Source organism: Pseudarthrobacter enclensis, assembly GCF_001457025.1.
Classification (GTDB): Bacteria; Actinomycetota; Actinomycetes; order Actinomycetales; family Micrococcaceae; genus Arthrobacter; species Arthrobacter enclensis.
In genome coordinates this window covers 750,928-763,770 of sequence record NZ_KQ758599.1, presented here as the reverse complement: position 1 = coordinate 763,770, position 12,843 = coordinate 750,928, and the positions used below count along the sequence as shown (strand labels likewise).

11 protein-coding genes are annotated in these 12,843 nt (G+C 69.3%); 6 read left to right on the top strand and 5 right to left on the bottom strand.

From position 1 onward, the window contains the following. Positions 1-32: 32 nt before the first annotated feature. The 4 genes from AS031_RS03475 to mtrA all read right to left on the bottom strand — a co-directional run bounded on the left by AS031_RS03475 (position 33) and on the right by mtrA (position 5,351). Positions 33-947: a ComF family protein gene (locus AS031_RS03475; protein ID WP_058266704.1), complete on the bottom strand. Its 915-nt coding sequence runs from the start codon at positions 945-947 to the stop codon at positions 33-35. Between the two features lie 105 nt (positions 948-1,052). Continuing rightward, positions 1,053-2,762, bottom strand: a complete 1,710-nt coding sequence (locus AS031_RS03470; RefSeq protein WP_058266703.1) for an LpqB family beta-propeller domain-containing protein — start codon at positions 2,760-2,762, stop codon at positions 1,053-1,055. Continuing rightward, on the bottom strand, positions 2,759-4,573 hold the full coding sequence (gene mtrB / locus AS031_RS03465; protein ID WP_228379555.1) for an MtrAB system histidine kinase MtrB: 1,815 nt from the start codon (positions 4,571-4,573) through the stop codon (positions 2,759-2,761). Before mtrB ends, AS031_RS03470 begins: the two co-directional genes overlap by 4 nt. A gap of 103 nt (positions 4,574-4,676) precedes the next feature. Further along, positions 4,677-5,351, bottom strand: coding sequence for an MtrAB system response regulator MtrA (gene mtrA / locus AS031_RS03460; RefSeq protein WP_058266701.1), 675 nt, complete (start codon positions 5,349-5,351; stop codon positions 4,677-4,679). A 179-nt stretch (positions 5,352-5,530) separates the two neighbouring features. Here mtrA and AS031_RS03455 point away from each other — a divergent pair, with 179 nt between their 5' ends. Genes AS031_RS03455 through AS031_RS03430 form a run of 6 tightly spaced genes read left to right on the top strand, consistent with a single transcriptional unit; the run spans position 5,531 to position 11,782 of the window. Then, positions 5,531-6,886, top strand: a complete 1,356-nt coding sequence (locus AS031_RS03455; RefSeq protein WP_228379554.1) for a DUF7847 domain-containing protein — start codon at positions 5,531-5,533, stop codon at positions 6,884-6,886. Continuing rightward, on the top strand, positions 6,876-7,526 hold the full coding sequence (locus tag AS031_RS03450) for a DUF4129 domain-containing protein (protein ID WP_058266700.1): 651 nt from the start codon (positions 6,876-6,878) through the stop codon (positions 7,524-7,526). Before AS031_RS03455 ends, AS031_RS03450 begins: the two co-directional genes overlap by 11 nt. Further along, complete coding sequence (locus tag AS031_RS03445; protein WP_228379553.1) at positions 7,523-8,752, top strand: DUF4350 domain-containing protein; 1,230 nt, start codon at positions 7,523-7,525, stop codon at positions 8,750-8,752. The genes AS031_RS03450 and AS031_RS03445 overlap by 4 nt, the downstream gene beginning before the upstream one ends. Further along, positions 8,749-9,744: an AAA family ATPase gene (locus AS031_RS03440; protein WP_058266699.1), complete on the top strand. Its 996-nt coding sequence runs from the start codon at positions 8,749-8,751 to the stop codon at positions 9,742-9,744. The genes AS031_RS03445 and AS031_RS03440 overlap by 4 nt, the downstream gene beginning before the upstream one ends. Beyond that, the gene (locus tag AS031_RS03435; RefSeq protein ID WP_058266698.1) at positions 9,744-11,036 is read left to right on the top strand and encodes a DUF58 domain-containing protein; all 1,293 of its coding nucleotides are present in this window, start codon (positions 9,744-9,746) and stop codon (positions 11,034-11,036) included. The genes AS031_RS03440 and AS031_RS03435 overlap by 1 nt, the downstream gene beginning before the upstream one ends. Positions 11,037-11,068: 32 nt before the next feature. Beyond that, positions 11,069-11,782 carry a DUF4166 domain-containing protein gene (locus tag AS031_RS03430; protein WP_058266697.1) on the top strand — a complete coding sequence of 238 codons (714 nt, stop codon included), beginning with the start codon at positions 11,069-11,071 and terminating at the stop codon, positions 11,780-11,782. 5 nt (positions 11,783-11,787) lie between these two features. Here AS031_RS03430 and AS031_RS03425 read toward each other — a convergent pair whose 3' ends face one another. Then, positions 11,788-12,825 carry a uroporphyrinogen decarboxylase/cobalamine-independent methonine synthase family protein gene (locus AS031_RS03425; RefSeq protein ID WP_058266969.1) on the bottom strand — a complete coding sequence of 346 codons (1,038 nt, stop codon included), beginning with the start codon at positions 12,823-12,825 and terminating at the stop codon, positions 11,788-11,790. Positions 12,826-12,843 lie beyond the last annotated feature (18 nt).

Genomic DNA, 12,843 nt, shown 5'->3' with positions numbered 1-12,843 from the left:
ACCCATCACCGACGTTAGTTCATCGTCATCCGTTATTCATCCTTTCCTGGTTTATTTTTTTCTAAGTCATGGTCGCCGCGTCCCTGCCCCGCTGCCGGGTCACCGGGTACTTCCGCTGCGGGCGGACGGGTGGCGGCCAGGACCACAGCCCCTGCCACACGGGCTCCGCCGTGGTGCAGTGCGCGGGCAGCTTCGGCAAGTGTGGCGCCGGTGGTGAGGACGTCGTCGACGATGATGCAGCGGACACCCGATACCCGGGTGCGGGAACGGCGGCGGACCGCCATGGAGCCCCTGACGCGGCTGGTCCGGGCACCCCGGCCGAGGCCTTTCTGGCCTCCGGGCAGCCGCACTCCGTCCCGGCCGGCTTTGGACAGGACGTCCTGCAGGACCGACCCCGGCAGTTGCCGTGCGGCGTCAGCGAGGAGCAGGTGGACCGGGCTGAAGCCCCTCTCCAGGTACGCAGCGGTACTGGTGGGAACCGGTACCAGCACGGGCGGGTCCCCGTCGCCTGCGGCGGCCCGCAGGGCGCCGGCCAGGGCGCGGCCAAGGCGGGCCCGGAGCTGATGCTGGCCGTGGCGCTTGAACGACAGCAAGGCCTGGGCCAGCTCTTCCCTGTACACGCCCGCGGCCACCACGGGCAGCAGGATGGTCCCGTTGACATCCATCAGGGCCGGGGCTGCACCTTCGGCGCGGAACGGGGTGGCCGTGAGCGCACGGATCTTCCGGGCGCAGCGGGGACACAGTTCGTGGTCCTCCGCACCGCAGCACACGCAGTCGGCCGGAACGGCGAGGGCCAGCACGTCCCCCGCGGCGCCGGCCACCTGCTGATACAGCCTCAGCAGGCGTGTGGCATGGTCCGAGCGGTGCCGGGCGGAGGGCTGGGGCGGACAGAGGTCGGGGTCGCGGCGGTATGCCGGGTCCCATGCCGGCTGGCGGGGGCTGCTCATGTACCAAGGTTCGCTGTTCCAGCCCCTTCATGGAACGGGCGTCTGCCGCTATGTGGATCCGGCCGGCGTCCGGCCGGCTTCCTGCGGGGCGGAACGTCCGGATGCCTAGCCGGGGAAGGACGGGTCGATGGGGCCCTTGATCTGCGTGGACCAGCCGTTGCCCAGCCGCTGGAAGATGCCCTCCGCCGACTGTCCGTAGATTTCCTCGGCCCCGTTTCCGGCGCTGAGGGCAACGAGGCCTGGCCAGGGGGCGAGTTGCTGGGGCTGTCCGGAGGTGAGGGACAGCAGTTCCGGCGTGACGTTGGCTGCAGCTGCGCCCTTCATGACCACCACGGTGGTGTCGTTGACCCAGGCGCCCTGGTCCGGGTTGCTGTCGGTGGCCAGGGTGACCGGCTGCGTCAGTTCACGCGGCGTGCCGTCGCCGGCGCGGATGATGCCGGCCACCTGGACCCGTGTCCGGCCGTTCTGTTCCGAGATGACCAGCGCCCTGACGCCCTCCCGTGATACCCGGAATTCCTTGACGGAGCGGCCGGCCAGCCATGAGGGCGCGAGGGTCACCGACGGCACCGCCGCTCCTTCGGCGACCCCGGTGGGACGGAAGGCGACCACTTCCGTGGCGCCGTTCCCGCCGGGGCCGGCTGTCCATACCCAGTCGTTGAGGCTGAAGGAGGGACGGCTCAGGGTGCTGCGTGTGGTGAGGGCACGGGCAGGCTGGCCGGGATTGATGCTGTACAGGGTGGTGCGGCTCTCGTTCAGGAAGGCAGCGGTCTGGGAGACGGGCGACTCGGCAGGCAGCCGCGGGTTAAGGGCGGACACCGGCTGCATGTCGGGAAGGGGCGAAACCCTGTTGTTTTCATAGCGCACCAGTTCGTTGCCGCTGACGGCGATCTGCCGTGTCGGGGTGTTCTTGTCCTGCACCGGCGGAAGGACCGAGCCGTTGTCCTCGACCCGCACCAGGTCCTGGTTGGCGCGCAGTTCAACGTTGACGACGTCGGGCTGGCTGCGGAAAGTCAGCGTGAGCTGCATCTGCATCCGCAGCCGGTCCTCCGGGGACGTCTCCATGAGTTCCTTGGCCGTGAGGTCCACCTGCGCCGCGCCGGAGACCACGGGCACCGATTCCCGGGCCAGTTTGATGCCCGAGGGGAAGGCGCTGGCCACCGCACCGCGCAGGTAGGGTGCGGGCCCGGCCAAGAGGGCACTGGTCATGGCCTTCACGGTCTTGTTGCGGATGAACCAGCGGACATCCGGCACGGCGTAGGTGAAGGTGGGATCGTAGAAATAAATGGGATAGGCGCCGTAGATCACCTTGAAGGTTTCCTCGGCGATGGCGGTGCCGTCGGGGATCGCGGAGATCCGCCATTCTCCGTCCACCTGGGTGACCGTCACCGGAATCTTCTCCACAGTCCCCTCGGGCGACTGCGTGGTGATGCCGTCGGCGTCGACAGTGTAGGCGACGTCGAGTTCGTAGTTGTAGACGTTCTCGGTATCCGTGGCCACCACCCGCGCGTCGCGGTAGACGAGGGCGCGCTGGTCAGGTTTCCAGGACACCGACGACGCCTGCGTCAGATACTGGCGGGCAACGGCGTAGTCGTCTTCGTAGCCGCTGCCGGCCCGGTAGAAGTAGTCGATGATGGTCTCCGGCGAGGCCCCCGCCTGGGGTGCGGCGGGCAGGAAGACAGGGGCGTTGAGGTTGCCTGCGCTGCCTTCGCTGCTCTTGCCCACGGGGCCGGAAGTGGGGATGCGGGCGCAGCCCGCGGCCAGGACCACCAGCACCGCCAGCAGGAACGCGCCAACCTGTGCCCGGCGGCCGGTCATGGATTCTCCTTTGACGTTGGCACCGGCGCCAGCCGTGCGGCGCCGGTTTCCAGGACCAGGATGTTCCTGGTGTCGGGTTCCCGCGGAACGCTGCCAGGCTCGCCCGCCGCGCTGGCACCCTCCGGTTCGAGCTGCACGGGCGATTCTTCGATCTCTTCTCCTTGGCGGAGCGGCAGGGTCAGCCGGAAGTTGGCTCCGCTGCCTTTCCTCCCCCAGGCCTGCAGCCAGCCGTTGTGCAGTTTGGTGTCCTCCGTGGCGATGGACAGCCCGAGTCCGCTTCCGCCGGTGGTACGGGCCCGGGCGGGGTCAGCACGCCAGAAACGGTCGAAGACGCGCGCCGCTTCGGCCGGGTCCATGCCGATGCCCCGGTCCCGGACGGCAATTCCGACGGCGGTCCGGTTGGCTGCCACGGTGACGGTCACAGGTTTCCCCTCGCCGTGCTCGACGGCGTTGAGGATCAGGTTCCGCAGGATCCGGTCGATCCGCCGGGCATCCATGTCCACCACAATGGCGTCCTCGGGGGCGCTGAGAACGATCTCGGATCCGTACTCGGCCGCGACGGGCGCCGCGCCTTCGATGACGTGCGCGATCACCTGGAGGATGTCTTCGGGTTCGGCATCCAGCACCGCGACCCCGGCATCGAAGCGGGAAATCTCCAGCAGGTCCGACAACAACGACTGGAAACGCTCCACCTGGTTGTAGAGCAGTTCCGCGGAGCGCTTGTTAATGGGGTCGAAGTCGCCGCGGGCGTCGTAGAGGACTTCTGCTGCCATCCGGACAGTGGTGAGCGGGGTGCGCAGTTCGTGCGACACGTCGGACACAAACCGCTGCTGCATCTGGGACAGGGTGGCCAGCTGCGTGATCTGTTCCTGCAGGCTGGCGGCCATGTGGTTAAAGGACGCACCCAGGCGGGCCACCTCATCCTCGCCCCGGACCACCATGCGTTCCTGCAGCTGTCCGGCGGCCAGCTTCTCCGACACCATGGCGGCGTGGCTGACCGGGCTCACGACGTTCCGGGTGACGTACCAGGCCACGGCACCGATCAGGAGCACCAGCACGGCGCCGCCGGCCCACAGGACACTCTGGATTTCGTCGAGGGTCTGCTGCGCCGTGTTGAGGTCGTAGATCAGGTACAGCTCGTAGACCGTTCCGTTGAACGTGACTTTGTTGCCGACGGCGATCCCGGGCCGGTCCTCGGTGCCGACCGGGATCACGGTGGACGCCCAGTACTGGTCCTTCCCCGATTCCTGCACTGCTTTGCGCAGCTCCGGCGGGATGACGCTGACGGTGAGCTGGTCGGATGCCCGGGATTCAACCCAGCGGTTGCGCGGCTTGGTCTGTTCGGGCATCGCTTCAAAGACGTAGCGGCGCTGGATGACCGAGCCGCGGCCCTCCACCGCGTTAAGGGTGTCGTACACCAGGGTGATCACGCTCGACTGGTCGGTGACCTGAGCGCCGTCGAACGTTTCCTGGACCTGCTTGACGTTGTAGCGGGTCTCGGATTCGGCCTGGGTGAGCCGTTCCTGGAAGAGGTTGTTGGCGATCTGGTTCGACAGGTAGGCGCCCACCACGGCGAAGGAGGTGACGGCCAAAAGCAGCGTGGTGAGGACCGTGCGGAACTGCAGGGACCGGCGCCAGCGCCGCTGCAGGGCACGCCCCACATACCGCAGTGCGGGCAGGAACCGCCGGACGCCGGTTCCTACCAGGCGGGCCACGCGGAGGCTGACGATCAGTGCGCGCCGCTGCCAGATCCGCCAACGGAAGGCGAACCGCCGGTAGCGCGGCGTGATGGCGTCGGTGTGTTCGGGCACGTGGCGGGGTTCCGGCGTCGGGTGCTCCCCAGGTGACGCGGCATCCCCGGGGGTCGCCTGCAGGGGGACGCCGGCCGGGCGTTCCCCGTCGGAGGATGCGGGGTCAGGCCCCTGCTTTGTAGCCGACACCACGCACCGTCAATACAACTTCCGGGGCTTCCGGGTCCTGCTCGATCTTGGACCTCAGGCGCTGGACATGGACGTTGACCAGCCGGGTGTCTGCCGCGTGGCGGTAACCCCACACCTGTTCGAGGAGGAGCTCGCGGGTGAACACCTGCCACGGTTTCCGGGCAAGGGCCACCAGCAGGTCGAATTCAAGCGGCGTCAGGGAGATCCGCTCGTTTCCTCGGCTGACGGTGTGGCCGGCGACATCGATGGTGATGTCGGCTATCCGCAGTGTTTCAGGGGCCTTTTGGTCGCCCGGGCGCAGCCTGGCGCGGACACGGGCAACGAGTTCGGCAGGCTTGAAGGGCTTGGGCACGTAGTCGTCGGCGCCGGATTCCAGGCCGCGGACGACGTCGGATGTGTCCGACTTTGCGGTGAGCATGACGATGGGAACATCGGACTCGGACCGGATCTGCCGGCAGACCTCGATGCCGTCCACGCCGGGAAGCATGAGGTCCAGCAGTACCAGGTCCGGCCGGGATGACCGGAAGGTGTCAAGCGCCTGGGCGCCGTCGGCGCAGAAGACGGGTTCGAAGCCGTCGTTGCGAAGAACAATTCCAATCATTTCGGCCAGCGCTTCATCATCATCAACCACCAGAATGCGTGCCTTCATAGTTATATATTCCCTTATCAGAGGGGCTTTGTCGTGTTGAGCGCGTTCGGCATGGCGCAACGCTAGGACGCCCGACGCCGGAACTATAGGCTGGGAGCGTGCCGGACCTTCCCGCCGGCCGGCGACGCCAGGGCCGGCCACGGGACGCCAGTCCGGCTGGGATTGGGGGAAGGAACAGCGTGTCAGAGCAGGATTCAGGACGCCAGGAACCGGGCGTGCCCGGACCGCCCTCCCACGGCCCGGACGAGGGCCGGCCGCGGACGCCGGACCAGGCCCCTGCGCAGGGCGGTGGACCGTGGGGCGGCACGCCGACGTGGGCGCCACCCGGACAGTGGGGAGGTGCAGCACCCCAGGCGGGCTACCCCGGCTACGGCCGGCAGCAGCCGTGGATGGGTCCGCCCACCGCGCAGCCCGGAAACGGCTACCCCCAGCCTCAGCAGGTTCCTCCGTACGGTCAGCCCTACCCCGGAAGTCGATATGGCCAGCCGCGCTACGTGGCTCCGCCCAAGCCAGGGATCATTCCGCTGCGGCCGCTGATGTTCGGCGAAATCCTTGACGGATCCTTCCAGGCCATCCGGCGGAATCCGCAGGCCATGCTCGGTGCTGCGCTGCTGGCGCAGTCGCTGTCCGCGATTGTTGCCGCGGTCGTCACGGCCATGACCGCGGTGTCGTCCGGTTCCATCGAAGACTGGGTGGACAGCGCCAGTCCCGCGGACCTCGCCGCCATGGGGTTTGGCTTCTTCGGCGCCCTGACGGCGGCCGGGATCCTGACGATGTTCCTCTCGGCGGTCCTCCAGGGCGCCATGGTGGTGCCGGTGGCCCGCTCGATCCTGAACAGGCGGACAGGTTTCCGCCGGATGTGGTCGCTCTCCAAATCCCGCGCAGGCGCGCTGATCGGCTTGGCGGCCCTGTTGATGGCCGCGGCGCTGCTGGCGTTCCTGCTGCTGGCCGGCGCCGCAGTGGCCCTCGCGGCCGGCACCGACCGGTCCTCCGGCCTTCTCTTCCTGATTCCGCTCATTCCCGCCTTCTTCGCGGTCTTTGTCTGGATTGCCATCAAGGTGATGGTGGCGCCCGCGGCGGTGGTAATCGAGGAACTGGGGCCCGTGGCTGCGCTGCGGCGGTCCTGGCAGCTCACCCGGTCCAACTGGTGGCGGATCCTGGGGATCACCCTGGTGGTGAGCATCCTGGTGGGCGTTATCAGCCAGGTGGTGATGATCCCCGTCAGCCTGCTGACCGGCTTCCTGACCAGTGTGGCCTCCCCCAACGGCGGAAGCGGGCCGGATGCCGGCGCGGCGGTGGCGGTGGGCGTTGCCACCGCGGTGCTGGGCGGCGTGGTGGGCGCCCTGGGCTACGCGTTCCAGACCTGTGTCATGGCTTTGCTGTATATGGACCTCCGGATGCGCAAGGACGGACTGGACATCACTCTCCTGAGGCTCCTGGAGTCCGGGGCTGATCCTGATGGCGTGCCGGGCAGGAACACCGGGCCTGGGCCCGCACAAGGGCACGCCGGAGGAGCCTGGCCGGATGTCCGCTGAGCCGCCGGTCCTCCCTGATTCCGGGCAGGCGCGCCAGTGGGCGGCGGAGGAACTGGCCAAACCTGAATACCGGGAGGCCCAGCCGTCCTGGCTCGGCAAGGCCTGGCAGGACTTCCTTGACTGGCTCGCATCGCTGGGCGGTCCCGGCGACGCAGGCGGCGCAGTCCCTTCCCCGGTCATTGCCATCGTCGTCGTCCTGGTCGTGGCAGTCGCCATCATCCTGGCCCGTCCGCGGCTGAACCCTGCCGCCCGCCGGCCAGGAAAGGACATCTTCGACGCCGATACCGCCACCACAGCGGACGATTTCCGGCGGCGCGCCGAAGGCTCAGCCGCGGCGGGGCGCTGGGAGGAAGCGGTGGTGGACCGCTTCCGCGCCCTGGTCCGCTCGGCGGAAGACAGGACCATCATCGACCCACAGCCTGGCCGCACCGCCGACGAGGTTGTGCGCGATCTCGCGGTGCCCTTCACCACCTACGCCCCGCAGCTTGCCTGGGCAGCGGCAGAGTTCGACGCCGTCCGTTACGGCGGAAAGCCTGCCGGGCAGGAAATTTACCGGGACATGCTCCGCCTGGACCAGGAACTAGAGTCCGCCAAACCGCACCGCTCCCCCGCGCTGCCTGAACCGGCGGACCTGCGGTGACGGGCATCGCGGAGATAACGGGACCCGCGGATCAGGCAGGCACCGCGGAGGAGGCCGGCACCGCCAGGGAGGGTGCCCCGGGCGGGAAGGCCGGCCGGCTCCGCTCGAGGATGCGGCGGCACCGGGGACGTGCCGCGCTGGCTGCCGTGGTCGCCGTCGCGCTCGGCCTGGTGGTCTGGGGCCAGCTGGCGCCCAAGGGGGACAACGTTCCGCTGTCCGTCAGCAATGCGGGCCCGGGCGGGGCGCGGGCTGTGGCACAGATCCTGGGCCGCCACGGCGTGGAAGTCCATGATGCCCGGACGCACGGGGAAGCCATGGACGCCCTGACGGCAGGCGAAGCCCCCACCCTGCTGCTCTATGACCGGAACGGCATCCTGGATGCGGACCGGATCAAGTCGCTGACGGCGGCAAGCACACGGACAGTGGTGGTCTCGCCACGGTTCGACACGCTGCGCGCCCTGGACAGCGGCGTCCGGCAGGCCGGCGTCGTGCCGGACGGATCCCCCGCACTGGAGCCGGGCTGCGCCCTGCCGGACGCGCAGGCGGCGGGTCAGGTAAATGGCGGGTCGGGCTTCGTTTACGACGGCGGCACCACTTGTTACCGTCCGCCCGGCTCCCCCGCCGGGCTGCTTTCCGTCAGCGCGGACGGCCGGCTCGTAGTCCTGGGCAGCACCGCCGTGCTGGACAACGGACACTTGGATTCCATGGGCCACGCCGCGCTCGCGCTCCGGCTGCTGGGCAGTTCCGCGGACCTGGTCTGGTACCTGCCGTCACTGGGCGAGGTGGCCGTGGACGGCACGCCCCGCACCCTGGGGGAACTGACCCCGGACTGGGCCCGGTTCGTCGGGCCCTGGCTGGTGATAGTTGCCTTGGCCGCGATGGCCTGGCGTGGCCGCCGGCAGGGACCGCTGGTCTTCGAACCGCTTCCCGTGGTGGTCCAGGCCGTGGAAACCGCGGAAGGCCGGGCCCGCCTGTACCACGACGCCCGGGCTGACGAACAGGCACGGGACAACCTGCGCGCCGGAACGTTGTCCCGGCTCGCCGCGTCCCTCCGGCTCGGTCCGGGTGCCACCGCCGAGCAGGTTACGGCCGCCGCGGCCCGATCGCTGGGCCGGCCGGCCGCCGAAGTCCGGGAACTGTTTGGTGAACATCCCCGCAACGAGGCACGCCTGGTGGCCTGGGCACGGGAACTGCAAACCCTGGAGAAAGAGGTTAAGAGCCGATGAACGAACACCCCAGCGGCCAGCGGGTCCTGGATCCCCTGGAACAGGACACGGCACGGCAGGCACTCCTGGACGTGCGGCGGGAGGTGGCCAAGGCAGTGGTCGGGCAGGACGCCACCGTCACGGGCATGCTCATTGCACTGCTGTCCCACGGCCACGTGCTGCTGGAGGGAGTACCGGGGGTCGCCAAAACCCTGCTGGTGCGCGCGCTCTCCGCCGCCCTGGACCTCGACACGAAACGTGTCCAGTTCACGCCGGACCTGATGCCCGGCGACGTCACCGGGTCCCTGGTCTACGATTCCCATACGTCCGAGTTCACCTTCCGTGAAGGTCCGGTCTTCACCAACCTCATGCTTGCCGACGAGATCAACAGGACACCGCCCAAGACCCAGGCGTCCCTCCTGGAAGCCATGGAGGAGCGGCAGGTTTCGGTGGACGGGCAACCCCGGCCGCTGCCCTCACCCTTCCTGGTCGCCGCCACGCAGAACCCGGTGGAATATGAGGGCACCTATCCCCTGCCCGAAGCCCAGCTTGACCGGTTCCTGCTCAAGCTGACCATGCCGCTGCCGGAGCGGGCCGATGAGATGGAAGTCATCAGGCGCCACGCCGCCGGCTTCGACCCCCGCGACCTGGCCGCGGCAGGTGTCCGGAAGGTGGCGGACGCCCAGGACCTCGAACGTGCCAGGCGCGCCGTGGCGCACGTCGACGTCGCCACCGAGATCGTGGGCTACATCGTGGACGTGGTGCGGGCCACCCGGAGTGCCCCCTCCTTCCTGCTGGGCGTCTCGCCGCGCGGAGCGACAGCCCTGCTCAACACCTCCCGCGCCTGGGCATGGTTGTCCGGAAGGACGTTCGTCACCCCGGACGACGTGAAGGCGCTGGCGCTGCCCTGCCTGCGGCACCGGGTGGCACTCCAGCCTGAGGCGCAAATGGACGGCGTGCGGGTGGACGACGTGCTGGGCAGCATCCTGGCCTCGGTCCCCGTCCCGCGCTGATGGCCGTTTCCGGACGGTTCGTCCTGTTGGTTCTGCTGGGGATCGTTCCGGTCCTGCTGCTGCCCGGATGGGGCACATTCTTCGCTGTTGCCGCAGCGCTGGCCGCGCTGGCAGGCGTGGACGCAGCGCTCGCCGGCTCGCCGCGTTCACTCCGGATCATCCGCAGCGGAGCGGCCAGCGTCACCCTGAACGCGCGGGCGGATGCCGGGCTGGCCATCCACAACGACGGCCGTCGCCGGGTGCGGGGTTCCTTCCGCGACGGCTGGCAACCATCCGCCGGAGCCGTAAATCCGGTCCAGCAGATCGACGTTCCGGCCGGGGAGGGCAGGCGGGCCACAGTGGTCCTGCGGCCGGTCCGGCGCGGGGACCTGAAATCCCCGCACATCACCGTCCGCTCCTACGGGCCGCTCCTGCTGGCAGCACGCCAGCAGACCATCGCAGCCGCAGGTTCCCTCCGGGTCCTCCCGCCCTTCACGTCGCGGCGCCATTTGCCGTCAAAGCTGCAGAAGCTCCGTGAACTGGACGGCAAAGCCGCCGTGCAGATCCGCGGCGCCGGCACGGAGTTCGATTCGCTCCGTGATTACGTCCGCGGGGACGATGTCCGCTCCATCGACTGGCGGGCAACGGCCCGGCGCTCCGCCGTCGTGGTCCGGACCTGGCGCCCCGAACGCGACCGGCGGGTGGTGATGGTCCTGGACACCTCGCGCACCTCCGCTGCAAGGATCGACGACGAAACCCGCCTTGATACCGGATTGGAAGCGGCGCTGCTGCTTGGCGTCCTGGCCGAACGCGGTGGAGACCGGGTGGACTTCCTGGCCTTCGACCGGAGGATGCGTGCCCGCGCCGGGTCCGCGGGCAAGGGCAACCTCCTGGGGCGGCTGGTGCAGGCGATGGCACCGCTGGAACCGGAACTCATCGAAATGGATTGGGCCGCCGTCCCCGCGCAGGTACGGGCTGCCACGGCCCACCGTTCACTCGTAGTGCTGCTCACCAGCCTGGACGGGGGCGCGCCGGAGGAAGGCCTCATCCCTGCAGCCGCGCAGCTCGCCGCACAGCACACGGTAGTGGTTGCGGCGGTCCGTGACCCGCAGCTGGGAACCATGCTGGACGAACGGGAGGACGCCGCGGGCGTCTTCCGTGCCGCCGCGGCGGAACGGGCGCTCCTGCAGCGCACCGCCGTCAGCGCCGAGCTGCGCCGATTCGGCGTGGAAGTGGTCGACGCCGAACCCCACCAGCTGCCGCCCCGGCTGGCCGACATGTACATTCGGCTCAAGGCTGCCGGTAGATTGTGATTCCAGCGCATCATCCCAGCGAGAGGTCCAGCATGAGCACCCCCATTTACGAGCAGGCCCTCGGTGAAGACTTCCGCAGGCTGCAGCCTGAACTGCAGGACTACTTCTCCCTGGCCCCCGGCTCGGGACAGTACGGCGTGGGTGAGGGGACCTTCGACGTCGTGGGCTGCCGGCAGGCCTGGCTCCGGCCGCTGCTGCGGCTGACCGGCAGCGAGGAAGCGTTCTTCCCCGAGTACGGCGAAGGCGTCCCGTTCAGGATCGAGAACCATGCACACCTGGACCCGTTCGGCCGCTCCAGCCTGACAGCACGGCGGGAGATCCGATTCCCCGGCCGCACCCGGATGTTCCAGGACACCACCAGCATCACCGGGCGGCACGGACGCTCCCAGCTCGTGGATTACGTGGGCCGGTACCGGCGCCTGGTCACTGACCTGAACCTCAGCGTGACCGCGGACGGGAAGCTGCGCGGCGTGTCCGAGGCGTCGCGGCTGCTCCTCGGCCCGCTTCGCATCCCCCTGCCGGGCGCCCTGGATGCCAAGGCGTACGCTGAACAATGGTGGGACCCTGCCGGCGGGCCGGCAGGAAAGCACCGCATCCAGGTCAAGGTCATCCAGCCCCAGATCGGCCTGGTGCTGGTCTATGCCGGCAGCTTCGACTACAGGTTGCGTCCTTATGCCGGGGGCAACCGGGCGCAGGCCTTCCTTCCGGGATACGCCCAGCCGGACAGGTGGGAGAACAGGGTCTGAGGACGCTAGCCGAGGACCTGCTGGTTGAGGCCGTCAGCAATCCTGGTCAGCCTGGACAGGACGTCCTTCGCGCGTGCCGGGGTCAGTCCCGCCAGACCATCCGAAGGCGTGACCCGGACACTGCCAAGCAGTGACGGGGCAAGGCCAAGCTGCCGCCAGGGGCGCCATACTCCATCGACGCACGCAGCCGTTTTGGGGAGGTCCCCGGCTGTGACATCGAGCGCCCCGATCCAGAGCCGCTTCCCCGCCTCCGCTGCGCCGGCCAGCTGCTCCCACTGGCGCGTAGTCAACGCTTTGACGGGCACTGCGATTCCGTCCGCGCCGGCCGCCAGGATCTGTTCAAAGGGCGCCTCGACTTCCGGCACTGCCACCACGGCCTCTCCGGCCCCGGCGGCGTGCAGCGCCTCCAGCACCAGTCGCCAGGATTCCCGGGCCTCGGACGCGGGGACGGAACGGAGGGTGCGGTAGCCACTGGCGGTGGGAATGGTGCCGGCCAGGACCGCCGCGATGTCGGGTTCATCGACCTGGACCACGATCCGCGCCCCGGGGACGGCAGCGGCGACCCGGCGGAGGTAACCTTTCACTCCGGCGGCCAGTGACGCGGCGAGATCCCTGCGGGCACCATGGTCGATCAGTGCCCGCTCACCGTTGTGCAGGTGCAGTCCGGCGGCCAGGCTCAACGGGCCAACCAGCTGCACCTTGACCTCCGGCGCCGTGCTGTCCTCCGCCCCGGCTACGTCGGCCAGGACGTTGATGTCAGTGGACAATGCAGAGGCCGCCCGGCGGTGGTCCCGGCCGGGCCGGTCCACCAGCCGCCAGCCGAAAGGCTGGACGTCCACTGCCAGCTCCTCCAGCAGTGACGCGGTGCGGCCCAGCGCGTCACTGCCGACGCCACGGGCGGGAAGCTCTGCGAGGAACGGGACATGCGGGCTGCCCAGTTCGCCGCGGATGGTCCGTGCGGCTTCCAGGGGGTCGTCGCCGGGCCACGGGCCAAGCGCGGTGGCGGTTACTTCTGTGGGTACGGTCCGTTCCGGCACCGACATGGCGGCGCCGGGCTGTGC